Source organism: Streptomyces sp. NPDC059718 (assembly GCF_042733315.1).
Lineage (GTDB): Bacteria > Actinomycetota > Actinomycetes > Streptomycetales > Streptomycetaceae > Actinacidiphila.
Genome location: NZ_JBHWGA010000001.1, coordinates 21,089 through 46,527 on the forward strand (window position 1 = coordinate 21,089; position 25,439 = coordinate 46,527).

Genomic DNA, 25,439 nt, shown 5'->3' on the forward strand with positions numbered 1-25,439 from the left:
GGGCGCCGCCGATGGGCGGCCCCGCACGAGCCGTGACAGCATCGGTACGGACAGAAACCGGTCTGGGGGGCCAACGGACGGATCGGAGACCCCCCGATGCGACTCGGACCGCTCACGGGCCTGGCCGCCGTGATCCTCGCCGCCGTCTCCTACGCGCTCCAGGGGGACACCCCGGGGATCGGCAGCTCGGGGGTCGCGGTCAGGGCGTTCTACCTCACCCACGACACGCGGCAGGGCGTCGGCCTGTACCTGCTGCTCGTCGCGGGACTCTTCCTGGTCTTCTTCGCCGGCTACCTGCGGCACGTCCTTGCCACGTCCGACCGCACCGGCTGGCTGCCCCAGGTCGCCTTCGCCGGCGGCATCCTGGCCGCCCTCGGCTTCTGGATCAGCGCCGGGCTCACCCTCAGCCTGGTCGAGGCCAGCGACCGGGCCCTGGTCGGCGGCGGCGCCCTCCAGGCGCTCAACGCCCTCGGCAGCGACCTGTTCATGCCCATCCTGGCCGGGATCGGGGTCATGCTGCTCGGGGCGGGACTGGCGATCTCCCGCGGCGACGGCGACCCGCTGCCGCACTGGCTGGGCTGGGTGGCCTTCGTCCTGGGCGTGCTGATGTTCATCCCGTACGCCGGCTTCATCGGCCTCGGGCTCGCCGGGCTGTGGGTCATCGCCGTGTGCGTGATCCTCCTCGCACCGGGGCAACGGCAGGGCACACCGGGCGGTCCGGGCCCGGCCGCCCCCGGTCAGCCGCGGGACAACACCGGCCGCTGAGACCGCCGCGCAGCGGGCTCCGGCCGCGCGCGGCCGCGGCTCAGCGCGTCCTGCGGTACGCGGTACCGTCCGCCGACCGCTCCAGCCAGCCGCCTTCCACCAGGTAGCGGCGGAGGGCCGCACAGTCGTCGTGCACCGTGCGCAGCGCCTCGTTGACCTCGCGCTCGTGGTAGTCCCGCCCCGGCCGGAAGAGGGTCTCGGTCAGATGCCGCAGCAACTGCTCGCGCCGCGCCGCCCGGCGCGGGATGACCGTGAGCCGCCCCTGCGAGAACAGGGCCGACACCGCATGCGCACCGCTCTCGGACACAGCGCACTCCTCCAACGCTCGGGACGACACATTCCGCCGGGCAGCGTGACACGCGGGGCTGACCGGGGGCACTCGAATTTCGGCTGGCACGATAGGGACATGAGCGTCGTCAAGATCAACGTACTGACCGTCCCGGCCGAGCAGCGCGAGGTCCTGGAGAAGCGGTTCGCCTCACGGGCGGGCGCCGTGGAGAGCTCGGACGGCTTCGAGTGGTTCGAGCTGCTGCGCCCGGTCGAGGGCACCGACCAGTACCTCGTCTACACGCGGTGGCGCAGCGAGGAGGACTTCCGCACGTGGATGTCCGGCCCGATGCAGGCCGCGCACCGCGAGGGCGGCGAGGGCGGTGCGGAGCGGCCCAGGCCGGCAGCCAGCGGGTCCACGCTGTGGTCCTTCGAGGTCGTCCAGCAGGCCGCGCCGAAGCAGGCCTGACCCCCGCGCGGCGCCCCGTGCCCGCGGGGCGCCGCCCACCGGCCCGGGAAACCGCCTTGCCGTCCGCGATCACCGGACGTCAGGCTGTGACCATGGACCGGCCGCTGCTCTTCCTCGACGTCGACGGCCCCCTCAACCCGTACGCGGCCAAGCGCACCCGCAGGCCCGAGGGCTACACCACGCTGCGGGTGCCGATGCCCGGCGTCTCCGCGCGCCCGTTGCGGGTGTGGCTCAACCCCGCGCACGGCGAGGCGCTGCTCGGGCTGGGTTTCGACCTGTGCTGGGCCACCACCTGGATGGCGGAGGCCAACCGCTGGATCGCGCCGGTCATCGGCCTGCCCGAGCTGCCGTACGTCGACTTCGGCGCCGCGCTGTTCGCGCACCGTCCCGACCTCGTGCACTGGAAGACCGAGGCGCTCGTGGCGTACGCCGCCGGCCGCCGTTTCGCCTGGGTCGACGACGAGCAGGGCCCCGCCGACACGGACTGGGTCGCCACCCACCACCCCGGTCCCGCGCTCCTGCACCACGTCGACCCGCGTGTCGGCCTGCGCGAGCCCGACTTCACCGCGCTCGCCGCCTTCGCCGGGTCACCGCGGTGACCGTCCCGGTCCCGGCTGCCCCGTCCGCTCAGGCCGCGGGGCGGTGGGGGCCGGGGCGGTCCTGGTCCTGGCCGCAGAGTTCGGTGGTCAGACGGGTGAGCAGGGCAGCCAGGTCGGCGTGGCGTTCCGGGCTCCAGTCGCCCAGGAGTTCGGCCAGCACCTTGCGGCGGGCCTCGGTGAGCAGGGCCACGACCTCCTGGCCGCGTTCGGTGAGGTACAGCGGGTTGCCCCGGCGGACGGCGTAGCGGTGTTCCTCGACCTCGAAAGCCGCGCCCTCGATGACCGTGTACGGCACCGTGGTCTGCAGGGCGAGGTCGACGGGGTCGGCGGAGCCGGTGCGGGCGATGTACAGCAGCAGCCAGGCGGAGGCGGGCTGGATGCCGAGGCCGGTCAGCGCGGTGATCCGTACGTACAGGTCGCGGCGGGCCTCCCGGCTGCCGAGGACGCTCAGGCCGCGGGCGATCTCGTCGAGGGAGGAGCGGTCCACGGGGTTGGTGCCGATCGTCTCGCTCGCGTCGGGCACGGTGAGCGTGCGCCGCAGCGGCTGCTCCTTCAGGAACCAGGCCAGGACGAAGGCCAGCGCGCACACCGGCACCGCCCACAGGAAGACGCTGGTGATGGCGGTGGAGTACGCGTGCAGCACCGGGTCGCGCAGGGACGCCGGGAGCTGCCGCACGCCGCGCGGATCGGCCTGGATCATCGCCGGGTCGAAGCCGGGCGGCAGGGTGAGCCCGGCGAGGGCGGCGGTGATCTCGCGGGCGAGGTTGGTCGAGAAGATGGCGCCGAAGATGGAGACGCCGAAGGCCGCCCCGATGGAGCGGAAGAAGGTGGCGCCGGAGGTGGCCGCGCCCAGGTCGGCGTAGCCGACGGCGTTCTGCACGGCGAGGATCAGCACCTGCATGACCAGGCCGAGCCCGAGGCCGAAGACGAGCAGGAACAGGCTCAGCGCCCAGACCTCGGTGGTCTCGTCGAGCCGGTGCAGCAGGACCAGCCCGACGATCGTGACGGCGGTCCCGGCGATCGGGAAGACCTTGTAGTGGCCGGTGCGGGAGACGATCTGGCCGGAGGCGGTGGAGGCCGCCAGCATGCCGACCACCATCGGGATCATGTGCACCCCGGACCAGGTCGGCGAGTAGCCGTGCACGACCTGGAGGAAGGTCGGCAGGAAGGTCAGCGAGCCGAACATGGCGAAGCCGACGACGAAGGAGATCACCGAGCACATCCAGAAGGTGCGGATGCGGAACAGCCGCAACGGCAGCACCGGTTCCTCGGCCCGCCGCTCGACCAGGACGAAGGCCGCGACCAGCAGTACGCCGAGCACCGCGAGCCCGACGACCTGCCAGGAGCCCCAGGCCCAGGTCGTACCGCCCAGCGAGGTCATCAGCACCAGGCAGGTCGCCGCGGCCGCCACCAGCACCATGCCCCCGTAGTCGATGCGGTGCGTGGTCCGCCGCACCGGGATGTGGAGCACGGTCGCGATCACGGCGAGCGCGACGATGCCCAGCGGCAGGTTGACGTAGAACACCCAGCGCCAGCTGAGGGTGTCCACGAACAGCCCGCCCAGCAGCGGCCCGAGCACGCTGCTCGCACCGAAGACCGCCCCGAACACCCCCTGGTAGCGCCCTCGGTCGCGCGGCGGCACGATGTCGCCCACGATCGCCATCGACAGGACGATCAGGCCGCCGCCGCCGAGGCCCTGCAGCGCGCGGAAGGCGATGAGCTCGCCCATGCTCCGGGAGAGGCCGCACAGCGCCGAGCCGATCAGGAAGATCACGATGACGGACTGGAAGAGCTTCTTCCGTCCGTACATGTCGCCGAGCTTGCCCCACAGCGGGGTGGCGGCGGTGGAGGCCAGCAGGTAGGCGGTGACCACCCAGGAGAGGTGCTTCAGCCCGCCGAGGTCGCTGACGATCGTCGGCAGCGCGGTGGAGACGATCGTCTGGTCGAGGGCGGCGAGCAGCAGACCGAGTGCGAGCGCGCCGATCGCGACGTAGACGGACCGCTTGTCGGTCACTTCCGCCGGGCCGTCCGCCATGGCCCGCCCCGCTGGGGAAGTGGTGTCGTCCTGCGCCATAAGGACTCGTTCCGCTCGGGCACCGGGGGCTCCGGTACCGCGTTCACGTCACTTCCTTATAAATATTCACACCCTTTCCACAAGATTGGCTCCGTTTGTACGACCGTCGGGAACGGAGGCGCCTGGGCACCGGGCGTGCGCGGTCTGCATAATCACTGCGTCTGTCAGGGGATGGGGAGGGGGCGCCGGTGGCGTCTGACAAGCCGGCATCACCGGCTTCGCAGGAGGAGCACGAGTACGAGTCCCTCCGGGTACGGCCGTACGTGCCGGGACCGGAGGAGTACGCGGACGCGGAGGAGGCCGTCCCGGCTGCCGTGGCGGCGGGGGCCGCCGAGGCCTTCCCACCGCAGGACGCGGACCCGCCCACCGCGGTCCTGGCGCCGGTGCCGCCGGAGGGGGCCGCGGGGGCCGCGGGGCCGGAGGAGGACACCGACGTCATCGACCTCGGCACGGTCTCCTCGGACCGGCTGCCGGTACCGGTGGCCGCCACGTCCCGTGAACTGGTGCCCTACCCGTCCCGTGCCGTGAGCAGGCGCCGCGCCGGGGCCCATCGCCGCCGCCGCGGTGCGCTCGTCGCCGGCGCGGGCATCGGGGCCGTCGGCCTCGCCGTCGGCGCGGTCTTCCTCACTGCACAGCTGACCGGCCTGCCGGACCGTACGGAGGCGGCCCCCGATCAGGGCGCCTCCGAGCCGGCGGTCGAACTGCCGTCCTCCGCGCGGCCCTCGGCCTCCGCCTCGCGCTCGGCCTCGCCCAGCGTCACCCCCTCCACGCTCGCGTCCGCGAGCGCCTCGGCCTCGGCCACGACCGGCGCCCCGACGCCCAGCGCCACCGCGTCGCAGCCGACGGCGTCCGCCAGCGGCCAGGTCTCCCAGGCACCCAGCTCGGCAGCGCCGCCGGCCGCGCCCGCGACGCTGCAGCGCGGCGACAGCGGCCCCGCCGTCGTGGACCTCCAGAACCGCCTCAAGGCGGTGCGGCTCTACTACGGCCCCGCGAACGGCGAATTCGACCGGAAGGTCGGCGACGCCGTGGCCCGCTTCCAGTTCTTCTACGGGGTCAAGGGCGATCCGCAGGGCGTCTACGGGCCCAACACCCGGGCGGCCCTGGAGGCGAAGACCGGCGCGACACCGGACCCGGACTCCGACGGCGGCAACGGGAACGGGAACGGCTGGGGCTGACCGCCCTCCGTCGTCCGTGAGCGCCCGCCCCGGGACCAGGTCCCGCGGCGGGCGCCGCGATGTCCGGCCCCTGGGCGCTCCGGCAGGATGGGGGCGTGGCGATCGACGACTTCGGCCCCAGGGGCTTCCAGCTCGTCCTGCTGCGGCGCATGGCCGACCACCGGCCCGAACTGGTGGAGGAGGCGTTGCGCACGCTCGGGGCGAGCCGTACCGAGATGCGGGAGGCGAACCGCCGCTGGCAGGCATGGGGACACGCCAAGGGCTTCCCACGCGGCGAGCGCCGCTACCGCGCGGTGCTCGGGCCGCCCGAGGCGGTGCTCCGGCGGAAGGTGGGCGACCTGACCTGCCCGGCACTGCTGTGGCCGGTCCCGCTGTGGCCGACCCTGCGGTTCGAGGTGCTGTGCGCCCCGGGCGGCGGGGCGGTCTGGAACGAGTGGCTTGTCCGCGCCCCGGAGGAGCGGGGGCCGCGGCTGTCGGGCCTGGACGACCTCACGCCGTGGTCCTGCACCGTCGACGAGGTGGCCCGGGCGTTCCCGCCCGCACGGCCCCTGGAGGGCGACGCCCCGACCCGCTGGCGGCTGGAGTTCACCGACCCGCAGGCCCCGCCGGGGGCCGGCCGCCGGACCGCCGGCTTCACCTACGGACTGCTGCAGTACGTGGACGGGGCGGGCGACGCACCCTGAGGCCCGTGGGGCCCGGGGGGCGCGGCCGGCCCGGCGGCGGCCGCGTTAGGGCACCCCCCTGGCGGAACCGCCGCACGGTTTTGTATCGTGTAGGAACAAAGTGGCTCCGCCCGTTTCCCCTGACCGGCGGGCGGGCCACTTGATTTGTTCGTCCGAGGGAGTTCCATGCTGTCGCCGTCCACCGTCGTCCCCGCCCGCGCCCTGCTGCTGGACATGGACGGCACGCTGGTCAACTCCGACGCCGTGGTCGAACGCTGCTGGCGCCGGTGGGCCGCGACGCACGGGCTCGACGGCGACGCCGTGATGAAGGTCGTCCACGGCCGCCAGGGCTACGCCACGATGGCGGTGCTCCTCCCGGACCGCCCGATGGCGGAGAACCACGCCGACAACGCCCGCATGCTCGCCGAGGAGACCGCCGACGTCGACGGCGTGGTCCCGGTCGAGGGTGCCCCGGCCTTCATGGCCGCGCTGCAGGGCCGCCCGCACGCGCTGGTGACCTCCGCGGACGAGGCCCTGGCCCGGGCCCGCATGGACGCCGCCCGGCTCCCGATGCCCGCCGTCATGGTCACCGCGGAGCGCGTCAGCGCCAGCAAGCCGGACCCGGAGGGCTTCCTCAAGGGCGCCGCCGAGCTGGGCTTCGGCCCCGAGGACTGCGTGGTCTTCGAGGACTCCGAGGTCGGCATCGCGGCCGGCAAGGCCGCCGGCATGCGCGTGGTCGGTGTCGGCCCCCGCGCCGCGGCCCACGAGCCCACGGTCCACGTCGACACCCTCGCCCAGGTCCGTGTCGAGGCCGCCGCCGACGGGACGCTCCTGCTCCACATCGGCTAGCGCCTCCGGCGCGGGGTGCCCCTTGCGCCGCTTGTTGTGTGCGGGTTGTTTGCGCCTGCGGCGGGCGGTTTCCCCGCCGCCCGCCCGATTGCCCGGCGCGGTCAGTGCGGGCCTGCGCTCCGTTGGGTTGGGGTCGGGGCCGCGCCGGCGCACGTCCTCAACGCTCGCGGTTTACCCCCACATCGTTCGGCACCCGGGTCCGCCGCTCGTCTCCCCCAGCCTTCGGCCGGGGGGACCCCCATGGGCGCACCCCGCCACACCCCCTCCCGCGGGTTGGGGCGACTGACGGCCGGTGGGGGGTCAGTAAGGCACCTGCGGCAACCGCGGACCGCTCTCTGAACCCCGTCCGGCCGTTAGTCGCCCATACGACCGGAGGGGGTGTGGCGGGGTGCCCCCGCAGGCGACGAGCGGTGGGCGCGGTACCAAATGACGTGGGGCAGCGCCGCGAGCGCCGAGGTGGGGGTCCCCCCGGCCGAAGGCTGGGGGCGTACCCCGGCGCGGCACCGACCCCACAACGACCGCGCGAGGCGGTCACTGACCGCGCCGGGCAATCGGGAGGGCGGGCGGGGAACCGCCCGCCGCAGGCGCAGCGCACCCGCACACAACCACCGGCCGCAAGGGGCACCCCCCGCACACAGCGAACGCACCCTCACTGGGCCGCGCCGCCACCCGCGGAGCGCAACCCGTCGACGATGAGGTCGAGGATCCGGGCGGCGCGGGCCTCGCCGCCGCGGGCCGGGTCGATCCGCCACAGCACGCTCAGTTGCAGCAGTACGTCCTCGGGGTCGAGTCCGGGCTTGAGCGAGCCGTCGGCGGCGCCCGCGTCGAGGAGCGTGGAGATGGCGCCGACGAAGGGGCCGTAGTTCTCGTCGTCCAGGCCGCCGTTGGTCGCCGCGTGGACGACCTCGGCGACGCCGAACTTGAGCCGCCCGTAATAGGCGACCTCGTCGAACCAGCGTCGCAGCGCGGTCAACGGCGGGTGCGAGGCGAGCAGTTCCGGCGCGCGGTCGATCAGCTTCCCGATGTCGTGCCGGTAGAGCTCCATGATCAGCGCTTCCCGGGTGGGGAAGTGGCGGTAGAGCGTGCCGATGCCGACGCCCGCCTTCCTGGCGATCGCCGTGAGGGACGCGCCGCTGGAGGCGGAGAGCTCCTCACGGGCGGCGGTCAGGATCCGCTCGCGGTTGTCGAGGGCGTCCTTGCGGGTCGGTCTGGGGGGTTGCGGGTTCACGGGTGGGTGCCGGCCGTCCGTCGGTGGTCGATTGCTGAACGGAGGGGCCTCCGGTACGGTCGGGAGGTGTAGCGGAGGGGCCTCCGCTTCATTCTGGCACACCCACCCCCATGCGCGGAGGACACTGTCATGCCCGAATTGGTCCTGGTCACCGGCGGCAGCGGCTACATCGGCGGCTGGTGCGTCGCCGAACTCCTGCGGCGCGGTCACGAGGTGCGTACGACCGTGCGCAGCCGGGACAAGGAGCAGGCCGTCACCGAGGCCGTGTCGTCGGTCGTCGACCCCGCCGGGCGGCTGGGGTTCGCCGTCGCGGACCTGACGTCCGACGACGGCTGGGACGCGGCCCTGGAGGGCGTCGACCGCGTGCTGCACGTCGCCTCCCCCCTCGGTCTCGCCGCCGCCGACCCCGGCGCCCTGGTCTCCACCGCCCGCGACGGCGCGCTCCGGGTGCTGCGCGCGGCGACCGCCGCCGGGGTGGGGCGCGTCGTGATGACCTCCGCGGCGAACGCCGCCAGCCCCTCCTCGTACGCGGCGGAGGGGGTGACCGACGAGACGCTGTGGACCGACCCCGACGACCCGACGCTGATCCCCTACCGGCGCTCCAAGACCGTCGCCGAACGCGCGGCCTGGGACTTCATCGCCGGTCACGACGGCCCGACCGAACTGACCACCGTGCTGCCCGGCGCCGTCTTCGGCCCCGTCCTCACGCCGGACACCACCGGTTCCGTCGGCATCGTCGCGCGCATGCTCAGCGGCGGGATGCGCGGCGTCCCGAGGATCGGACTGGAGGTGGTGGACGTGCGCGACCTCGTGGACGTCCACATCCGGGCGATGGCCTCGCCGCAGGCCGCGGGCGAACGCTTCCTGGCCACGGGCGAGTTCCTCTGGATGGCGGACATGGCCCGCACCCTGCGCGAGGGGCTCGGCGAGGACGGCCGCAAGGTGGCCACCCGGCAGGTCCCGGATCTCGCCGTCCGGTTCGCGGCCCGGTTCACCGACCCCTCCCTGCGCGAGATCACCCCCGCGCTCGGCCGCCGCAACCGCCACAGCACCGAGAAGGCGCGCCGCGTCCTGGGCTGGGAACCCCGGCCGGCCCGGGAGGCGGTGCTGGACTGCGCCCGGAGCCTCGTCGAGCACGGCGCGGTGTGACCCGCCCCGGGGAAACCCCGTGTGCCCCGCGCCGCCGGGGTGGCATCCTGGCCGGGTGAGCGGTGTGAACGGACCCGAGATCGGCATCAGCTTCGCCTCCGCGCTGCGGCTCTTCGCCGCGGCGCCACGACGGGAGGGGCGGACCACCGTCGTCACCGACGGCGCGTCCACGCTGGGGCACGTCGTGGAGTCGCTCGGCGTCCCGCTCACCGAGGTCGGCCGGCTGCTGGCGGACGGCCGCGAGGTCCCCGTCTCGTACGTCCCGGTCGCCGGCGTGCACGTCGAGGTCGAGCCCGTCACCCGGCCCCAGTCCGTGCCGGGGGCGCCGCTGCGCTTCCTGCTCGACGTGCACCTGGGCACGCTCGCCCGGCGGTTGCGGCTGCTGGGCGTCGACGCCGCGTACGAGAGCGAGGACATCGGCGACCCCGCCCTGGCCGCCCGGTCGGCCGCCGAACGGCGGGTGATGCTCTCGCGGGACCGCGGCCTGCTGCGCCGCCGGGAACTGTGGGCGGGCGCCTACGTCTACAGCGACCAGCCCGACGAGCAACTGCGTGACGTGCTGGGCCGGTTCGCCCCCGTTCTGGCGCCCTGGACGCGCTGCACGGCGTGCAACGGGCCGCTGCGGGAGACCGGCAAGGACGCCGTGTGGGAGAAGCTGGAGCACGGCACCCGGCGCAGCTACGACGTGTTCGCGCAGTGCGTCGTCTGTGAGCGCCCGTACTGGCGCGGCGCGCACCACGCCCGGCTGGACGCGATCGTCCGGGACGCGGTGGGCGAGTTCGGCGGCGGCTCCGCCGTGCCGTCGGGGGCCGGGGGTTCCTGAGGGTCGCGGGCGGCTCCGGGGCCGGCTCCCGCGGTGGGGACAAGCGCCCCAAAGGCCCACAAACCGCGGCAGCTGTGAGCCATGGCACAGCGCTTGCACTTCACGATTCGTCCCATCGGCTACTCACCGGTAGGGGCCGTCGCTACGGTACTGCGCAACCGGTCCGCCGAGCGGAACGTAGTCGTACGGGCGCGTAGCGTGCCCCGGCGCGGCGGGATCCGGCTGTCCACCGTCCGAGCAGCCTGGAGAGTGCATGCGTCGCCGTCCCGGCAGCCGCACGATCCGCACCCGGATCCTCGCCCTGGTGCTGATCCCCGTCGTCGTCCTCGTCTCGCTGTGGACCTTCGCCGTGGTCTCGGTGACGGGCGAACTGCGCGACCTCATCCGGCTGCAGGCCGTCTACGTCCACTACGGCACCCCGGTCGACACCGCCGTCGGCCAGATCCAGGTCGAACGGCGGCTGTCCGCCGCGTACCTGGCCTCCGGGAGCGGGCGGAGCGCGCTGGCCGACCTCACCGGGCAGCAGCGGCACACCGACGAGGTGATCGCCGCGATGCGCGCGGCGATCGGCGACCGGGGCGAGCGCGGGGACCTCAGCGCCGGCCAGAGCCGGGTGCTCACCCGGGCGCTCGCCGCCGTGGACCGGCTGCCCGCGCTGCGCCGTGACGTCATCGCCGGGCGGATCGACTGGGCGCGCGCCGTGGACCGGTACACCGACGTCGTGCTGCCCACCTTCGAGGTGCAGACCGGCCTGACCGCCCTGCAGAACGGGCAGTTGGCCCGCGAGGCGCAGAACGTCACCGGGCTCGTCCGGGTGCGCGAGTTCGTCTCCCACGAGGACGCGCTGGTGACCGGAGTGCGGGTCGCGGGCGGCTTCACCGGCACGCAGTTCCGCCGCTTGGCCGCCACGATCGAGGACCGCCGCGTCTTCCAGCGCACCTACGTACCGGCCCTGCCCGCCGACTCGCGCGCCCTCTTCCGGGAGTTCGAGCACGGGCCGCTCTACCGGTCCCTGGTCGGGGGCGAGGACGCCCTGCTCCGGGCCGGCGCGGCCGGCACCGGCAAGGTGCTGGTGAGCGCGTCGTGGCGGCGGACCATGGACGACGCCGTCCGCAGGTACATGCTGCTGTGCACCGACGCGGCGAAGAACGCCGCCGCCCGCGGCCGGGACTTCGCCCGGCGCGAGCTGCTGTACGCGGGTGCCGCGGGCGGCGCGGGACTGCTCGGCGTGGGGCTGTCCCTCTGGTTCTCCGTCCACACCGGGCGCCGGATCACCCGGCGGCTGGAGGAACTGCGGGACGCCGCCGACACCCTGGCGGTGCGCCAGCTCCCCGAGGTGACCCGGCGGCTGGGCGCGGGTGAGCAGGTCGACGTGGCCGCCGAGGCGCCGCCGCTCGCCTTCGGGCGGCCGGAGGACGACGGCTCCGACGGAGCGGGCCCGGACGAGATCGGGCAGGTCGGCCGCGCGCTGAACGCGGCGCGCCGGGCCGCGGTCGAGGCGGCCGTCCGGCAGGCCGACCTGCGGCGCGCGATGTCGGCGCTGTTCCTCAACATCGCCCGCCGCAACCAGGCGCTGGTGCACCGCCAGCTGAAGCTCGTCGACACCCTCGAACGGCGCACCTCCGACCCCGACGCGCTCGCCGACCTGTTCCGCATCGACCACCTCACCACCCGCATGCGCCGCCACGCCGAGGGCCTGATCATCCTCTCCGGGGCCGCGCCGGGACGCGTCTGGCGCAAGCCGGTGCCGATCGTCGACGTCGTCGGCGCGGCGGTCGGCGAGGTCGAGGACTACGCCCGCGTGGTCGTGCCGCCCATGCCGGAGGTCGGCGTGGTCGGCGAGGCCGTGGTCGACCTGATCCACCTCATCGCCGAACTGGTCGAGAACGCCACGGTGTTCTCCCCGCCACGCACCCAGGTGACCATGCGGGTCGGCGAGGCCGCGCACGGCTTCGCCCTGGAGATCGACGACCGCGGCCTCGGCATGGACCCCGACGAGCTCGAACAGGCCAACGCCACCCTCCGGCACGCGGAGGACTTCGACCCGGCGCGCAGCGAACGGCTCGGCCTGTACGTCGTCGGCCGCCTCGCCCACCGGCACGGCGTCGAAGTGACGCTCACCCGCTCCCCGTTCGGCGGCACCACGGCGGTGGTCTTCCTGCCGGGGCCGGTGCTGGCGCCCGTCACCGCCGAGCCGGGTGCGGAGTCCGGGCCGGAACCGGGGCCGGGGCCCGTGGCGACCGCCACCGGGGCCCGGGTGGTGACCGCGGGGAGCGAGCCGGGTGACGGGGCCTCGGCGGAGCCGTCCGGCCCGCTGCCGCGACGCAGGCGTGAGCCGGCCACCGGGGCGGTCCCCGGCCCGGCCCCGGCCGTGTCCACGGCACCCGGGACCGGCGCGGCGCCGGCGCTGCCCACGCGGGTGCGCCAGGCGAACCTGGCCCCGCAGTTGCGCGCCGAGACCGGCGATCCGGGGGCCGGGAGCGAGGTGTCCGGCGCCGGCCTGTCGCCGGAGCAGATGGGGGCGATCTTCGGGGCCTTCCAGCGAGGGCTGAACCGGGGACGCGACGGTGCGGGAGAAGGAGGGGCAGCGACATGACAGACGCCGAGCCGTCCGGCACGGCACATCCCGAGGACGCCGGGGCCGCCGAGGGCCTCGACTGGCTGCTGGACGACCTGGTGGACCGCACGGATCACGTGCGCCAGGCCGTACTGCTGTCCGGCGACGGGCTGGCGACGGCCTCGTCCAAGGGACTGACCGGCAAGGACGTCGACCATCTGGCCGCGGTGTGCTCCGGCTTCAACGGCCTGGCCAGGTCGGCCGGCCGGTCGTTCGCGGTGGGCGGGGTCCGCCAGGTCATGGTGATGCTGGACGACGCCTACCTGTTCGTCACCCCGGCCGGCGAGGGCAGTTGCCTGGCGGTCCTGTGCGCCTCGGGCGCGGACGTCGGGCAACTGGCCTACGAGATGGGCCTGCTCGTCAAGCGCACCGGACGGCACCTGGCCACTCCCGCCCGCGCGGCGGACGAGCCGGGCGAGGAGTGACCCGGCGCGCCGAGGGAGGCGAGGACCGCTGGTACGACGAGGAGTCCGGCCCGATCGTCCGCCCGTACACCGTGACCGGGGGCCGTACCCGCCCCGACACGGAGCGCTCCTTCACGCTGATGGACCGGGTCCGGGCCCTGGGCGAGCCCACGGACCCGCGGGCGCACGGGCTGGCCGACCACGCGCGCGCCTCCCTGCTGGAACTGCTGCGCCGTCAGGGACCGCTGCCCCTGGTGGAGCTGGCGGCCGGCGCCGACCTCCCGGTCACCGTGGTGCGCGTGGTGCTCGGCGACCTGGTCGACGCCGGGCTCGCCCGGGTGGACCCGCCACCGGCCGCCGCCGAGCGGCCCGACGCGGATCTGCTGCGCGAGGTGATCCGCGGGCTGCGCGCCCTGTGAGCGCGGGTTCCCCGCGCCGGCCCGCGGGGGAGTGAAGCCGCCCCGGCCGGGCGGGAGTCGCACGCCGCACCGGCGGGCGCGGGGGAGACCGTGGCGCGCGGTCCGTCCCCGGCGCACGGTGGCGCGGATCCGGTGCCGTCCGACCTCTAGACATGACGTGTCCATGTCGCCAACCTGTTACCTGCCGCTCGTCCGGCAGAAACGTCCCAGCAGAAGGATGGCCGACGGTTCCAGCGGCCAAACACCCCCACACCAAGGGAGTTCCCTATGTCCCGGATACGCAGTGCTCTCGCGCGGCGCGGTGTCTACGCGCGTCGACGCCTGGGTCTCCTCGTGGCACTCACCAGCCTGTTCGCCGGATTCGCGACCCTGAACGGCCCCACCGCCCAGGCGGCGCTCCCCACCCCCGTCAGCGCCGCCACCGCCCGCACCTACCTGGCCTCGCTCAGGGTCGCCACCGAGAACCGCACCGGCTACAACCGCGACCTCTTCCCCCACTGGATCACCATCAGCGGGGCCTGCAACACCCGTGAGACGGTGCTCAAGCGCGACGGCAGCGGCGTGGTCACCGACTCCTCCTGTGCCGCCACCAGCGGCAGTTGGTACTCCGTCTACGACGGCGCCACCTGGACCGCCGCCTCCGACCTCGACATCGACCACCTCGTGCCCCTCGCCGAGGCCTGGGACTCCGGCGCCTCCGCCTGGACCACCTCCCAGCGGCAGGCCTTCGCCAACGACCTCACCCGCCCGCAGCTCATCGCCGTCACCGACAACGTGAACCAGGCCAAGGGCGACCAGGACCCGGCCACGTGGATGCCGTCCCGCACCGCGTACGCCTGCACCTACGTGCGCGCCTGGGTCCAGGTGAAGTACTACTACGGCCTGGCGGTCGACTCCGCCGAGAAGAGCAAGCTCAGCAGCGTCCTCAGCGGCTGCTGACGGCGCGTCCCGGCCCCGCCCGGCCGCCGGGACCGCGGCCCGGGCGGCGGCCGGGAACTCACGCCTTCCCTCCGACGTCCACAACTCACGACGACGGAGGGAAGGCCGACCGCCATGGCAGAACTGCGCCTGGGCCCGCTGCTGAGATACGTGGACGAGGACACGGCCACCGTGTGGGTCGAGGCGGACCGCCCCGCCACGGCGACCGTCGCCTGCGAGGACGGGGCCACCGGCAGCGAGCGCACCTGGCAGATCGCGGGCCACCACTACGCGATCGTCACCGTGACCGGGCTGCGCCCCGGCACCTCCACGCCCTACCGCGTCCTCTTGGACGGGCAGCAGGTCTGGCCGCTGCCCGGCTCCCCGTACCCGCCGAGCACCATCCACACCGCCGGGCACGACGGGGACGGCGGAGAGGACGGACAGCCGCTGCGCGTCGCCTTCGGCTCCTGCCGCTGGGCCGCGCCGCCCCCGGACGAACCCGACCCCATCGGCCCCGACGCGCTGGACACCCTCGCCCACCACATCGGCTCCGGCGACGCGCGCCGCCCCGACCTCCTGCTGCTGCTCGGCGACCAGATCTACGCCGACGAGACCTCCGCGGCCACCCGCCGCTGGCTCGCCCGGCGCCGCGACCTGAACGAGCCGCCCTGGGACCAGGTCGCCGACTACGAGGAATACACCCACCTCTACTACGAGTCCTGGCTCGACCCGGACATCCGCTGGCTGCTGTCCACGGTGCCCAGCTGCATGATCTTCGACGACCACGACGTCATAGACGACTGGAACACCTCCCACACGTGGCGCAACACCATGCGGGAGACGGCCTGGTGGCACGAGCGCGTCACCAGCGGCCTCACCTCGTACTGGGTCCACCAGCACCTCGGCAACCTCACCCCCGCCGAACTCGCGGCCGACAAGCTCCTCGCGGCGGTGCGCGCCGCCGACGACGGCACGGAGACCCTGCGCGCCTTCGCCGCACGCGTGGAGGCCGACCCGGCGCACACCCGCTGGAGTTACCGCCGCGACCTCGGACGCACCCGCCTGCTCATGGTCGACTCACGCGCCGCCCGCGTCCTGGACGAGCACGACCGCGCCATGCTCGACCCGGCGGAACTCGACTGGCTGCGCCAGAACGTCCGCCCCGACGGCAGTTTCGACCACCTGCTCATCGGCACCTCCCTGCCCTGGCTCCTCCCGCACGCCGTCCACGACGCCGAGGCGTGGAGCTCCGCCCTCTGCGGCGGCAGCCGCGGCCACCGCTGGACGCACCGCGGCGAACGCCTGCGCCAGGCAGGCGACCTCGAACACTGGTCGGCCTTCCCCGACTCCTTCGACGCCCTCGCCGGGCTCCTCACCGACGCCGCCGACGATCCCGAGGCCCCCGCCACGATCTGCGTCCTGTCCGGCGACGTCCACCACGCCTACACCGCCGAGGCCCACCGCCCCGGCACGCCGCTGCGCTCCCGTCTGCTGCAGCTGACCTGTTCGCCGGTCCACAACACGATCCCCGGCTTCATGCGCCTGGCCTTCCGCTTCGCCTGGACGGGCCCCGCCCGGCTCATCGGCCGCGCCCTCGCCCGCCACGGCCGCGCCGGCACCCCGTCGCTGCGCTGGCGCAAGACGGGCGGCCCCTGGTTCGGCAACCAGCTCATGACCCTGTCCCTGCGCGGCCGCGCCGCCGCGCTCCGGCTGGACCAGACCCGGGCCCCGAAGGGGACGGAACGGCGGGCCGCGCTGGTGACGGTGATGGACACGCACCTCACGACGGACTGAGCAGGGACGCGAAACCCGAGCGGAGGGCCCCGCGTGCCGCGCGGGGCCCTCCGCCGTGGAGCGTGCTCGGATCAGAAGGTGCTGGCGCTGTTGAACTTCGCGGTGGACCACCGGTAGCCGAGGACGGTGAGGCCGGCGCACCAGGCGGCGGCGATCCACGCGTTGTCGCCGATGCCGGTGCCCAGGAGGAGGCCACGGAGCGTCTCGATGGCGGGGGTGAAGGGCTGGTACTGGGCGATGGGCTGGAACCAGCCGGGCATGGAGTGCAGGGGGACGAAGGCGCTGGACAGCAGGGGGAGCAGGATCAGGGGGGTGGCGTTGTTGCTGGCGGCCTCGGCATTGGGGCTGACCAGGCCCATGCCGACGGCGATCCAGGTCAGTGCGGTGGCGAAGCCGACGAGCAGGGCCAGGGCGGCGAGCCATTCCAGGGGTGTGGCGTGGGTGGAGCGGAAGCCGATGGCGACGGCGACGGCCGCGACGAGGACGACGCTGAGGACGGATTGCAGGACGCTGCCGATGACGTGTCCGACGATCACGGACCCGCGGTGGATGGCCATGGTGCGGAAGCGGCCGATGATGCCTTCGGTCATGTCGTTGGAGACCGAGACGGCGGTGCCGATGGTGGTGCTGCCGATGGTCATCAGGAGCAGGCCGGGGACGAGGTAGGCGATGTAGGCGGAGCGGTCGGGGGTGCCGCCCGCGATGCCGGCGCTCATGGTGTCGCCGAAGACGTAGACGAACAGCAGGAGCAGCATGATCGGGGTGAGGAGGAGGTTGAGGGTGAGGGAGGGGTAGCGGCGGGCGTGCAGGAGGTTGCGGCGCAGCATGGTGGAGCAGTCGCGCAGGGCGTGGGTCGGGGTGCTCATCGCAGGGCCTCCGTGGGCTGGTGCGGGACGGCGGCGGTGTCGCCGGTGAGGGCGAAGAAGACGTCGTCGAGGTCGGGGGTGTGGACGGTCAGTTCGTCGGCGTGGACGGCGGCGGCGTCGAGCCGGTCCAGCAGGGTGCGCAGGTCGCGCTGGCTGCCGTCGCTGGGCAGTTGCAGGGTCAGGGCGTCGTCGTCGCGGGCGGCGCCGGGCAGGGCGGTGGCGGCGTGGTGGTGGGCGGTGGGGTCGGTGAAGCGCAGCCGGACGTGGCCGCCGGGGATGAGGCGTTTGAGTTCGTCGGGGGTGCCTTCGGCGGCGATGGTGCCGTTGTGGAGGACGGCGATGCGGTCGGCGAGTTCGTCGGCCTCCTCCAGGTACTGGGTGGTGAGGAAGACGGTGACGCCGCCGGTGACGAGTTCGCGGATGATCTGCCACATGGTGTGGCGGGAGCGGGGGTCCAGGCCGGTGGTGGGTTCGTCGAGGAAGATGATGCGGGGGTCGCCGACCAGGGTCATCGCGATGTCCAGGCGGCGTTTCATGCCGCCGGAGTAGGTGGCGGCGGGCTTGCCGGCGGCCTCGGTTAGGTCGAAGCGTTCCAGCAGCGCGGCGGCCACCCGCCGTCCCTCGGTCTTGGGCAGGTGGTGCAGGTCCGCCATCAGCAGCATGTTCTCCTCGCCGGTGATCAGCCCGTCGACGGCCGAGAACTGCCCGGTGACCCCGATCGCGGCACGCACCGCCTGCGGATCGCCGGCCAGGTCGTGGCCGGCGACCTGGGCCTGTCCGCCGTCGGCGGAGACGAGCGTGGACAGGATCTTCACCGCGGTGGTCTTCCCCGCCCCGTTCGGACCCGGCAACGCGAACACGGATCCGGCCGGGATGCGCAGGTCGATGCCGTCGAGCACGGTCTTGTCGCCGTAGGACTTGCGCAGACCGATGGCGGAGATGGCGGCGGGTGACGCGTGACCGTCACCCCGCCTGGGCGTGGGCATGACAGACGAAGGCACGGGGCCCTCCATTCGAAGGCTGAAGTGGGTGGGGGCGGCGCGGGTCGGGGTCGTGGTGCTCAGACCCGGGCGCGGCGGATGTCGATGTTGCCCCAGCGGGTCCGGGCGTGGACCTCGACGGTGTCCTCGGTCGCCTCCGGGGTCCCGGACGCGGTGAGCGTGTTGCGCACCTGTCCGCGCTCGGAGCTGACGTCGAGCCAGGCGGCGGTGCCCTCGCGGACGCCGACCTCGATGGCGCCGTAGGAGGTCTCCAGCTGGACGGTGCCGCGGGCGACCTCGGCGACGCGCAGGTTGCCGTGGGCGACGGTGGCCGTGACCGAGCTCTCGGCACGCTCGACGTCGACGTTGCCGTGGGCTCCGCGCACCCGCAGTTCGCCGAGCGCGGCGCCGACGGTCGTGGTGCCGTGCGAGTTCTTCAGGACGGCGGGACCGTCGAGGGTGCCGACGCGCAGGCTGCCGGAGCTGGTGGTGATCTCGGCCGTGCCCTCGATCCGGTCGACGGTGATCGAGCCGTGCGAGGCGGTCAGCTGCAGCGGGCCGGTCGTGTCGAAGCGGACGTCGTTGGACGAGGTCTTCACCCGGACCTCGCCGAGCCGCCCCTCGCCGAGCACCTGGGTCCAGGAACCGGTCACGTTGACGCGCGAGCCCGTGGGCAGTTCGACCGTCACGTCGACGGCGCCGCTGGGACCGATGAGGTAGCGCTCCTTCGTCCTGACGGTCAGGGCGCCGTTCGCGTAGCTGACCTCGGTCTGGCCGGCCGCCCGTACGTCCTTGTCCCGCTTCGGGTCGCGGGGCAGCACCTCGACGACGGTGTCGGGGCGGTCGCCCGCGGTGAACCGGATGGAACCGGCGCCCACGTGGGCGGTGACGGAGATCGGTTCGGGGGTGTCGAAAGAAGGCATGGCTGTCCCGTCCTCTTGGGTCTTGGGGTCGTCCCCGCTGGTGGGACGTGGTGTGGGTGACGTGCAGCGGGCGCGGGCGCGGCTAGCGCACCCAGCCCGTGAAGCTCTGTCCGGTGGTGCGGGTCTTCTCCGCCGTACGCTGCTGCGGGCCGCCGTCGACCGCGGCCGACACGGCCCGTACCAGCCACGCGTTGACCGACAGGCCCTCGCGGTTGGCGGCCTCCTCGGCACGGGCCTTGAGGTGCGCCGGCAGGCGCAGGTTGACGCGTGCGGTGCCGCCCTCGTCGCCTTCGGCCGAGGCAGGGGCAGGGGCAGGGGCCTTGAGCGGTTCGACGGGCGCGTCCACCCGGTCCGCGGGGCCGCCGCCGGTGGGCGGCAGCGTCACCACGAAGTCGGGGTCCAGTCCGCGCAGCCGTACGTCGACCGAGCCGGGGGCGAGTTCGCGGGTGATCTCGTCCATCGCGGCGGAGAGCACGTTGAGCATGGTCAGGCGGGTCGCCGACTCCAGCGGAGCGGTGAGCCGCTCGGCCAGCTCGCGGGCATCCTCCCCGCCGGCTTCGGCGGCCACCGCGAGTTCACGGCGGAGGGTGTCGACATACGGGGTGAGGTCCATGACGTCATAGTGGCACCACTATGGCGCCATGCGCAAGCCCGAATGGTGCCGCACGTGGGGCACTCTGCGGTGCAGCAGCTCTGACCTGGTGAAACGTGATGGCGGTGGCCTGAGCCATGATGGCGCCACATGTGTGCGATGTGCCATGGATGGCGCCGGATGGTGCCACGTGGTGCCAGGTGGCGCCATGTGGCGCCAAGAGCTGCCACCGCCGGTACACCCGTCCCGCGATCAGCCCGCGCGCTCCAAGGTGACGGTGCCGCGCACGGGCGTGGCCCGCCACATGGCGGCCAACTGCGGGTAGGACTGGATCAAGCCGAGCGTCTCGGCGAGCGCGGCGGTCCTGGGCGCGCCCATGGCGTGGTCGGTTGCCGGTGGGGCTCGTCGCGGTTGCCGCCGGTGTCATGGACCGCGAGCAGCCGCCCGAACGAGAGCGCGGCCAGGGCCTCGTCGGCGGATCGCCGGGGGACGGGCACCGGGGGCGCTATCCCCCGTGCTCGTCGAGCCAGAGGACGATCCCGGTCACACCGCCCAGGACGGCCGCGACGCCGGCGCGGACGGCCGCGGCGCAGCGGGCGGGGGTGAAGGTGGCGGGGTCGTACGTCGAGGACATGCCCAGCCCTTCGCCGCGGAACGACGCGCCGGACCAGTCGACGGCGGTGACGTTGGCGGTGGGCTCGGCCAACTCCGCGCCCACCACGAGGAACTGCTGGGAGAGGTGGTTCGGGGTGACCGTGGCGAGGGGGTCGATCAGGTCGTTGCCGGCACTGACGATGAGGTCCGGATGCATGTCGAGGGCCCGGGTGACGTCGGAGAGGAGGTCGGCGGGGTGGTCGGTGACGACCGTCCTGAGGTCGACGTGCTCGGCCTCGGCCCACTCCTTGACCGCGGTCGCGAGCGCCTTGGCGGGGCGGTCGTCGCCCGCGGTCAGCAGGACGACGCGGTAGCCCTCCGAGGGGTGGACCCCGGACCAGGAGCCGGGGCGCGGGGTGGCCGTGGCCTCGGGGGCGGGCGGGGCGGCGCGGTCGACGAACCCGGGGCCCGGGGTGCCGACGGCGCTGGGGCTGGCGTGCGGGTGTGACCAGTCGTCGCCGGAGCCGCATCCGGTGAGCAGCGCGGCGGCCGCGGCCAGGGTGGCGGCGGCGCGAAGCGGGGGGCGCAAGGCGATCGACCTCCGGGTGGTGACAGGTGGTGCCGCCCCCATCCTGCAATCCCGTTCCCCTCGTCTCCATCCAGGGGGCGCCGTTGTCGAACTTGTTTTCGCACGATTCGCCGACCGGCCGGTTCCGGTTCACCCGCTACGTGCACGGTGCAGTGGCAACCTGAAGGAGCCACATGTCACATCGCGTCCGCCGCACCCTCGTCGGGATCACCGCGGCGGTGATCGCCTTCCTGGGCCTCGGGCAGCAGTCCGCGCTCGCGCACGGTTTCACCTCGACCGTGTACGTGGACGTCGCCCCGGCCGACGGAGGCCGGATACGGACCACGCTGCAGCTCGAGTACGACCTCTTCGTCGTGTCCGCCGCCGACTACCAGCACGACGACACCCTCTTCCGCGAAGGGACCGCCGCGTTCGACGCCGGCGACGCCACCGCCCAGGCCGCGGCGCTGGAGGCGCACGCGACGTCGGCCGTCGCGTACGCCACCGGGCGTTTCACGGTGAGTTCCGACGGCACGGCCTGCACCCCCGCCCAGGCCGGAGGCTTCACGATGGGCCGCCGGGAGGGCGTGCCGTACGCCACCCTCCGCCTGGACTGGAACTGCCCGCAGGGCGAGGACCGCGAGGTGCGCAGCGGGCTGTTCCCCGATTCCGAGGGCTACGTCAAGGGCACCAAGACGATCGTCACGTACGCGGTCGACGGCAGTTCGGGCAGTGCCGCGCTCGACGCCGAGCACCCGTCCTTCTCCATCGGCCAGTCCTGGTACGAGCGGTTCTGGGAGTTCTTCCGCCTCGGCGCCGAGCACCTGCTGACCGGGATCGACCACATCCTGTTCCTGCTCGCCCTGATCGCCGGTTCGCGGCGGCCGCGCGAGATCGTGCTGGCGGCCACGAGCTTCACCCTGGCGCACTCGGTGACGTTCATGCTCGCCGCGCTGGGCGTGGTCGACGTGCCCGCGCGGATCGTGGAGCCCGTCATCGCGCTGTCGATCGCCGTGGTCGCCGGCTGGTACCTGTGGCGGATCTGGCGGCGGGGCGGCCACGCGACCGACCTCGAGGCCGCCGGACAGGGGCATTTCAGCCTGGACCGGGCCGGATGGACCCGCCTCGGCGTGGTGTTCTGCTTCGGCCTGGTGCACGGCCTCGGCTTCGCAGGCGCGCTGGGGATCGACGAGGCGTGGTCGTGGACCCTGCTGTGGTCCCTGCTGGTGTTCAACGTCGGCATCGAGGCCGTCCAACTGGCCATCATCGCCGTCGTCTTCCCGCTGCTGCTCGTGCTGCGCCGCCGTTCGGCGCGGGCCGGCCTCTGGACCACGGGTGCGATTTCCGCGGGGGTGTCTGTCATGGGGCTGGTGTGGTTCGTGCAACGAGTGTCCGGATTCTGAGACTACGTCCAGGACACGTGTGAAGTTCAACTACCTCGGGTCTCGCATTTATGTTCGCTTTACCTGCCGAGGTGAGCGTGGGGGTCTCCACTCGATGCACACGATTCGTGCACAGAAGGAAAAGACAAAAATGAGATCGAGCAACTCCTCGCGGACCTCCGGGTCCGCGCGGCGCCGTGTGGCCACCGGGGCCACCGCGGCGTTCCTCGGCCTGACGGTTGCCCTTGGCAACGGGCTGGTGACCTCGGCGTCCGCCGCCGACACCGCCACCCTCAGCGGCATCGTCCTCGGTGTCGGCGCCAACGAGACCCAGCGCACCGTGACCTGGTACTCCTCCGCCGACACGGCGCAGCAGATCCAGGTCGCCCCGACCGCGCAGGTGACCGACGGCCAGTTCCCGGCCGGCTCCGCCACCTTCGACGCCATCGGCGCGGCGAACATCGCCACCAGCGGCGGCTTCAACCGCCACGCGACGATCACCGGCCTGAAGGAGAACACCCAGTACTCCTACCGCGTCGGCAGCGAGGGCAACTGGTCCACCGCGTACTCCTTCAAGACGCAGGACTTCGAGGGCGAGTACGACTTCCTGTTCTACGGCGACCCGCAGATCGGCTCGTCGGGCAACCTGGCCGCCGACCAGGCCGGCTGGCAGGACACGGTCGACGTCTCGCTGAGGGCCAACCCGAACGCCGAGATCCTGGTGTCGGGCGGTGACCAGGTCGAGACGGCCAACACCGAGTCCCAGTGGAACTCCTTCCTCGCGCCCGACGGGCTGCGCCAGTACCCGTGGGCCGCCACCATCGGCAACCACGACGTCGGCGGCAAGGCCTACGAGCAGCACTTCACCACCCCGAACACCGACCGCTCGGCCCCGTACTACGACAACGGGAACCCCGCGGGCACCAAGTCCGGCGGTGACTACTGGTACATCTACAAGGACGTGCTGTTCATCGACCTGAACAGCAACAGCTACAACTCCGCCAACGGCGGCGGTGACGCGGCGCACGTCAACTACGTGACCGACGTCATCAACAAGCACGGCAACGAGGCCAAGTGGAAGGTCCTCGTCTACCACCACGCGATCTACTCGCCGGCCTCGCACGCCAAGGACGGCGACAACAAGCAGCGTCGTCTGGACTTCCCGACGACGTTCTCCAAGCTCGGGGTGGACCTGGTCCTGCAGGGCCACGACCACAGCTACTCCCGCAGCTACCTGATCAAGAACGGTGAGAAGGAGAACCCGGCCGAGCAGCCGGGTGCCTCCGACGTGTACCCGGGTCCCGGCGGCGTCCTCTACGTGACGGCCAACTCCGCATCGGGCTCGAAGTACTACGACATCACCAAGCCGGACAGCAGCGGCACCAGCGGCGCGGGCAACGGCGCCGACCCGCTGAACCCGGACAGCTACTGGTACAACTCGGTCCAGAACCAGGAGCACGTCCGCACCTACGTCAAGGTCCAGGTGCGCAACGACAAGCTCGTGGTCGAGAACATCCGCAGCGCCGCCAACGGCGCCGACCAGCCGGTCGGTTCGCACGTCGACGACGTCACGGTGCACCCGTACCACGGGGACAAGCAGGACCTGCAGGTCAACGTCCCCAACCCGGCTCCGGGTGAGTTCGGCTGGACGATCGACGGCTACAACGGCCTGGTGGACCTCGGTACCGCCAAGGAGCAGAACGGCGACCACTTCGTCGCGGGCGGCAAGATCAACCCGATCCTCGTCTCCGACAGCCGCCGTTCGCTCGCCCCGTGGTCGATCTCGGCCAACGTGGGCGACTTCAAGGACGCCGACAAGACGTTCTCCGGCTCCTACCTCGGCTGGACGCCGTACGTCCTGGACGGCGGCGCCGGCGCCGCGGCCGGCGACCCGGTGGCGTCCGGCTACGACGACCACGGCCAGGGCCTGTCCGTCTCGCGTGGCCTCGGCTCCGCCGAGCAGGGCCACCCGCGGGGTTCCGCCAAGCTCGGCGCCGACCTGGATCTGAAGATCCCGGACAGCGTCGAGAAGGGCGGCTACCGCGCCACCCTCACGATCACTGCGCTGAGCAGCTGACCGTACCCGTTTGACGGCGGGGCAGGCACCGTCGGTGCCTGCCCCGCCTCCCGCTCCAGGAGAACCCCGACATGCACCCGTCCGCACCGCGCCGCACGACGCCCCTCGCCCGCACCGCCGTCCTGGTCCTGCTCGCGGCCCTCGCCCTCGTGGGCCTCCACGCCGGTCCCGCCCGTGCGGCCGACGGCGACGTCACCTGGACGGTCAGGACGGCCGCGAACGGGTTCGGCGACGACCGGTCCAGCTACAGCTACACCGCGAACCCCGGCGGACAGGTCAAGGACGCCATGGTCGTGGCCAACCGCAGCACCTCCGCGCTGCGGCTCGCGCTCTACGCCGCCGACGGCTACACCACCGACACCGGGCAGCTCGACCTGCTCACCAAGGACAAGAAGTCCGTCGGGATCGGCGCCTGGGTCCACGCCGACCGCGACAGCGTCGAGATCAAGCCCGGCAAGACCGCCGAGATCCCCTTCACCGTCACCGTCCCGGACAACGCCACCCCCGGCGACTACGTGGGCGGCATCCTGACCTCGCTCAAGCAGTCCGACGAGGCCCAGGGCATCAACGTGGACCGGCGCCTGGGCATCCGGGTCAAGCTGCGGGTCAGCGGGGAGCTCAAGCCGAAGCTCGCGGTCGAGGGCCTCCACGTCGACTACGACGGCCCGGCCAGCCCCTTCGCCTCGGGCGACGCCACGGTCACCTACACGATCCACAACACCGGCAACGCGATGCTGTCGGCCCGCCAGTCCGTCTCGGTGGCCGGTCCGTTCGGATGGCTGCGGGCGAAGGCCGGCGACATCGCCGCGCCGCCGGAGCTGCTCCCCGGCGAGAGCTGGAAGGTGAAGGTGCCCGTCCACGGCGTCGCACCCGCCGTCAGCCTCACCGCGACCGCCGCGCTCACCCCGATGCTCACCGACGCGTCGGGCTCCATCACCCCCCTGGACCCGGTCGAGGCCACCGCCCACGGCTGGGCCGTGCCCTGGGTCCTGGTCCTGCTGATCGTCCTGATCGCCGCGGCCGTCGCCGCCGCGATCGTCCTCACCCGCCGCGGCCGCACGCGGCGCAAGCAGCAGGAGGACACCCGCGTCCGGGACGCCGTGGAGAAGGCGCTCCGCGCCAAGGAGACGCAGAAGAGCTGACCCGGGCCGTCAGCCCGCGACGACCGCGGGGTCCCGGGGCCATGAGGCGTCCCGCCCCGCGTCCAGGACCCGAAGATGCGCCGGAGCCGGGCGTCGGCAG

Annotated in this window: 25 protein-coding genes; 16 read left to right on the forward strand and 9 right to left on the reverse strand. The window is 73.3% G+C overall.

Translation table 11 applies throughout. From position 1 onward, the window contains the following. The first annotated feature begins 96 nt into the window (after positions 1-96). Positions 97-765, forward strand: coding sequence for a hypothetical protein (locus tag ACFV3E_RS00100; protein WP_500369852.1), 669 nt, complete (start codon positions 97-99; stop codon positions 763-765). Between the two features lie 40 nt (positions 766-805). Here the strand turns inward: ACFV3E_RS00100 and ACFV3E_RS00105 are convergent, their stop codons facing one another. Further along, positions 806-1,072, reverse strand: coding sequence for a DUF2087 domain-containing protein (locus tag ACFV3E_RS00105; RefSeq protein ID WP_500532668.1), 267 nt, complete (start codon positions 1,070-1,072; stop codon positions 806-808). 99 nt (positions 1,073-1,171) lie between these two features. Here ACFV3E_RS00105 and ACFV3E_RS00110 point away from each other — a divergent pair, with 99 nt between their 5' ends. After that, entirely contained in the window at positions 1,172-1,501 is a 330-nt protein-coding gene (locus tag ACFV3E_RS00110; RefSeq protein ID WP_500369854.1) for an antibiotic biosynthesis monooxygenase family protein, read from the forward strand. A gap of 92 nt (positions 1,502-1,593) precedes the next feature. Then, on the forward strand, positions 1,594-2,100 hold the full coding sequence (locus ACFV3E_RS00115) for a hypothetical protein (protein WP_500532669.1): 507 nt from the start codon (positions 1,594-1,596) through the stop codon (positions 2,098-2,100). Between the two features lie 28 nt (positions 2,101-2,128). Here ACFV3E_RS00115 and ACFV3E_RS00120 read toward each other — a convergent pair whose 3' ends face one another. Further along, a complete protein-coding gene (locus tag ACFV3E_RS00120; RefSeq protein WP_500532670.1) occupies positions 2,129-4,174 on the reverse strand; it encodes an MFS transporter in 2,046 nt (681 codons plus the stop codon). Between the two features lie 188 nt (positions 4,175-4,362). Between ACFV3E_RS00120 and ACFV3E_RS00125 the strand changes: the two genes are divergently transcribed. The 3 genes from ACFV3E_RS00125 to ACFV3E_RS00135 all read left to right on the forward strand — a co-directional run bounded on the left by ACFV3E_RS00125 (position 4,363) and on the right by ACFV3E_RS00135 (position 6,860). Continuing rightward, positions 4,363-5,349: a peptidoglycan-binding domain-containing protein gene (locus ACFV3E_RS00125; RefSeq protein ID WP_500532671.1), complete on the forward strand. Its 987-nt coding sequence runs from the start codon at positions 4,363-4,365 to the stop codon at positions 5,347-5,349. A gap of 59 nt (positions 5,350-5,408) precedes the next feature. Then, positions 5,409-6,032, forward strand: a complete 624-nt coding sequence (locus ACFV3E_RS00130; protein ID WP_500532672.1) for a hypothetical protein — start codon at positions 5,409-5,411, stop codon at positions 6,030-6,032. A gap of 165 nt (positions 6,033-6,197) precedes the next feature. Further along, positions 6,198-6,860, forward strand: a complete 663-nt coding sequence (locus tag ACFV3E_RS00135) for an HAD-IA family hydrolase (protein ID WP_500532673.1) — start codon at positions 6,198-6,200, stop codon at positions 6,858-6,860. Positions 6,861-7,509: 649 nt separating this feature from the next. Here the strand turns inward: ACFV3E_RS00135 and ACFV3E_RS00140 are convergent. Further along, positions 7,510-8,088 (reverse strand): TetR/AcrR family transcriptional regulator, encoded by a 579-nt coding sequence (locus ACFV3E_RS00140; RefSeq protein WP_500532674.1) that lies wholly within the window; start codon positions 8,086-8,088, stop codon positions 7,510-7,512. 129 nt (positions 8,089-8,217) lie between these two features. Here ACFV3E_RS00140 and ACFV3E_RS00145 point away from each other — a divergent pair, with 129 nt between their 5' ends. The 7 genes from ACFV3E_RS00145 to ACFV3E_RS00175 all read left to right on the forward strand — a co-directional run bounded on the left by ACFV3E_RS00145 (position 8,218) and on the right by ACFV3E_RS00175 (position 16,215). Continuing rightward, positions 8,218-9,237 (forward strand): NAD-dependent epimerase/dehydratase family protein, encoded by a 1,020-nt coding sequence (locus ACFV3E_RS00145; protein WP_500532675.1) that lies wholly within the window; start codon positions 8,218-8,220, stop codon positions 9,235-9,237. Positions 9,238-9,301: 64 nt separating this feature from the next. Further along, a complete protein-coding gene (locus ACFV3E_RS00150) occupies positions 9,302-10,060 on the forward strand; it encodes a Mut7-C RNAse domain-containing protein (RefSeq protein WP_500532979.1) in 759 nt (252 codons plus the stop codon). A gap of 253 nt (positions 10,061-10,313) precedes the next feature. Beyond that, the gene (locus ACFV3E_RS00155) at positions 10,314-12,656 is read left to right on the forward strand and encodes a sensor histidine kinase (RefSeq protein ID WP_500532676.1); all 2,343 of its coding nucleotides are present in this window, start codon (positions 10,314-10,316) and stop codon (positions 12,654-12,656) included. Next, the gene (locus ACFV3E_RS00160; RefSeq protein WP_500532677.1) at positions 12,653-13,102 is read left to right on the forward strand and encodes a roadblock/LC7 domain-containing protein; all 450 of its coding nucleotides are present in this window, start codon (positions 12,653-12,655) and stop codon (positions 13,100-13,102) included. Before ACFV3E_RS00155 ends, ACFV3E_RS00160 begins: the two co-directional genes overlap by 4 nt. Continuing rightward, positions 13,099-13,500 (forward strand): DUF742 domain-containing protein, encoded by a 402-nt coding sequence (locus ACFV3E_RS00165; RefSeq protein WP_500532678.1) that lies wholly within the window; start codon positions 13,099-13,101, stop codon positions 13,498-13,500. Before ACFV3E_RS00160 ends, ACFV3E_RS00165 begins: the two co-directional genes overlap by 4 nt. A 267-nt stretch (positions 13,501-13,767) precedes the next feature. Then, positions 13,768-14,439 (forward strand): HNH endonuclease family protein, encoded by a 672-nt coding sequence (locus ACFV3E_RS00170; RefSeq protein ID WP_499511660.1) that lies wholly within the window; start codon positions 13,768-13,770, stop codon positions 14,437-14,439. Between the two features lie 114 nt (positions 14,440-14,553). Beyond that, positions 14,554-16,215 (forward strand): alkaline phosphatase D family protein, encoded by a 1,662-nt coding sequence (locus ACFV3E_RS00175; protein WP_500532679.1) that lies wholly within the window; start codon positions 14,554-14,556, stop codon positions 16,213-16,215. A gap of 71 nt (positions 16,216-16,286) precedes the next feature. Here the strand turns inward: ACFV3E_RS00175 and ACFV3E_RS00180 are convergent, their stop codons facing one another. The 6 genes from ACFV3E_RS00180 to ACFV3E_RS00205 all read right to left on the reverse strand — a co-directional run bounded on the left by ACFV3E_RS00180 (position 16,287) and on the right by ACFV3E_RS00205 (position 20,759). Further along, positions 16,287-17,081, reverse strand: a complete 795-nt coding sequence (locus tag ACFV3E_RS00180; protein ID WP_500532680.1) for an ABC transporter permease — start codon at positions 17,079-17,081, stop codon at positions 16,287-16,289. Beyond that, positions 17,078-18,067 (reverse strand): ATP-binding cassette domain-containing protein, encoded by a 990-nt coding sequence (locus ACFV3E_RS00185; RefSeq protein WP_500532681.1) that lies wholly within the window; start codon positions 18,065-18,067, stop codon positions 17,078-17,080. The genes ACFV3E_RS00180 and ACFV3E_RS00185 overlap by 4 nt, the downstream gene beginning before the upstream one ends. Before the next feature lie 74 nt (positions 18,068-18,141). Then, entirely contained in the window at positions 18,142-18,984 is an 843-nt protein-coding gene (locus ACFV3E_RS00190; protein ID WP_500532682.1) for a DUF4097 family beta strand repeat-containing protein, read from the reverse strand. An 82-nt stretch (positions 18,985-19,066) separates the two neighbouring features. Continuing rightward, positions 19,067-19,597 carry a hypothetical protein gene (locus ACFV3E_RS00195; RefSeq protein WP_500532683.1) on the reverse strand — a complete coding sequence of 177 codons (531 nt, stop codon included), beginning with the start codon at positions 19,595-19,597 and terminating at the stop codon, positions 19,067-19,069. Positions 19,598-19,828: 231 nt separating this feature from the next. Next, a complete protein-coding gene (locus ACFV3E_RS00200; protein ID WP_500532684.1) occupies positions 19,829-19,954 on the reverse strand; it encodes a hypothetical protein in 126 nt (41 codons plus the stop codon). 127 nt (positions 19,955-20,081) lie between these two features. After that, complete coding sequence (locus ACFV3E_RS00205; RefSeq protein WP_500532685.1) at positions 20,082-20,759, reverse strand: type 1 periplasmic-binding domain-containing protein; 678 nt, start codon at positions 20,757-20,759, stop codon at positions 20,082-20,084. A gap of 173 nt (positions 20,760-20,932) precedes the next feature. On the opposite strand from ACFV3E_RS00205, the gene ACFV3E_RS00210 reads away from it, so the two are divergent. From ACFV3E_RS00210 to ACFV3E_RS00220, 3 genes are all read left to right on the forward strand, one after another. Further along, positions 20,933-22,141 carry a HupE/UreJ family protein gene (locus ACFV3E_RS00210; protein WP_500532686.1) on the forward strand — a complete coding sequence of 403 codons (1,209 nt, stop codon included), beginning with the start codon at positions 20,933-20,935 and terminating at the stop codon, positions 22,139-22,141. Between the two features lie 130 nt (positions 22,142-22,271). Beyond that, a complete protein-coding gene (locus ACFV3E_RS00215) occupies positions 22,272-24,197 on the forward strand; it encodes a purple acid phosphatase family protein (RefSeq protein ID WP_500532687.1) in 1,926 nt (641 codons plus the stop codon). 71 nt (positions 24,198-24,268) lie between these two features. Then, positions 24,269-25,339, forward strand: coding sequence for a WxL protein peptidoglycan domain-containing protein (locus ACFV3E_RS00220; protein WP_500532688.1), 1,071 nt, complete (start codon positions 24,269-24,271; stop codon positions 25,337-25,339). Positions 25,340-25,439: the final 100 nt, after the last annotated feature.

Bases quoted from the DNA above. Each gene is read 5' to 3' on its own strand.
- ACFV3E_RS00100 (WP_500369852.1), top strand. From the start codon at position 97: ATGCGACTCGGACCGCTCACGGGCCTGGCCGCCGTGATCCTCGCCGCC.
- ACFV3E_RS00110 (WP_500369854.1), top strand. From the start codon at position 1,172: ATGAGCGTCGTCAAGATCAACGTACTGACCGTCCCGGCCGAGCAGCGC.
- ACFV3E_RS00115 (WP_500532669.1), top strand. From the start codon at position 1,594: ATGGACCGGCCGCTGCTCTTCCTCGACGTCGACGGCCCCCTCAACCCG.
- ACFV3E_RS00120 (WP_500532670.1), bottom strand. From the start codon at position 4,174: ATGGCGCAGGACGACACCACTTCCCCAGCGGGGCGGGCCATGGCGGAC.
- ACFV3E_RS00130 (WP_500532672.1), top strand. From the start codon at position 5,409: ATGTCCGGCCCCTGGGCGCTCCGGCAGGATGGGGGCGTGGCGATCGAC.
- ACFV3E_RS00135 (WP_500532673.1), top strand. From the start codon at position 6,198: ATGCTGTCGCCGTCCACCGTCGTCCCCGCCCGCGCCCTGCTGCTGGAC.
- ACFV3E_RS00145 (WP_500532675.1), top strand. From the start codon at position 8,218: ATGCCCGAATTGGTCCTGGTCACCGGCGGCAGCGGCTACATCGGCGGC.
- ACFV3E_RS00155 (WP_500532676.1), top strand. From the start codon at position 10,314: ATGCGTCGCCGTCCCGGCAGCCGCACGATCCGCACCCGGATCCTCGCC.
- ACFV3E_RS00160 (WP_500532677.1), top strand. From the start codon at position 12,653: ATGACAGACGCCGAGCCGTCCGGCACGGCACATCCCGAGGACGCCGGG.
- ACFV3E_RS00170 (WP_499511660.1), top strand. From the start codon at position 13,768: ATGTCCCGGATACGCAGTGCTCTCGCGCGGCGCGGTGTCTACGCGCGT.
- ACFV3E_RS00175 (WP_500532679.1), top strand. From the start codon at position 14,554: ATGGCAGAACTGCGCCTGGGCCCGCTGCTGAGATACGTGGACGAGGAC.
- ACFV3E_RS00180 (WP_500532680.1), bottom strand. From the start codon at position 17,081: ATGAGCACCCCGACCCACGCCCTGCGCGACTGCTCCACCATGCTGCGC.
- ACFV3E_RS00185 (WP_500532681.1), bottom strand. From the start codon at position 18,067: ATGCCCACGCCCAGGCGGGGTGACGGTCACGCGTCACCCGCCGCCATC.
- ACFV3E_RS00190 (WP_500532682.1), bottom strand. From the start codon at position 18,984: ATGCCTTCTTTCGACACCCCCGAACCGATCTCCGTCACCGCCCACGTG.
- ACFV3E_RS00195 (WP_500532683.1), bottom strand. From the start codon at position 19,597: ATGGACCTCACCCCGTATGTCGACACCCTCCGCCGTGAACTCGCGGTG.
- ACFV3E_RS00200 (WP_500532684.1), bottom strand. From the start codon at position 19,954: ATGGGCGCGCCCAGGACCGCCGCGCTCGCCGAGACGCTCGGCTTGATC.
- ACFV3E_RS00210 (WP_500532686.1), top strand. From the start codon at position 20,933: ATGTCACATCGCGTCCGCCGCACCCTCGTCGGGATCACCGCGGCGGTG.
- ACFV3E_RS00215 (WP_500532687.1), top strand. From the start codon at position 22,272: ATGAGATCGAGCAACTCCTCGCGGACCTCCGGGTCCGCGCGGCGCCGT.
- ACFV3E_RS00220 (WP_500532688.1), top strand. From the start codon at position 24,269: ATGCACCCGTCCGCACCGCGCCGCACGACGCCCCTCGCCCGCACCGCC.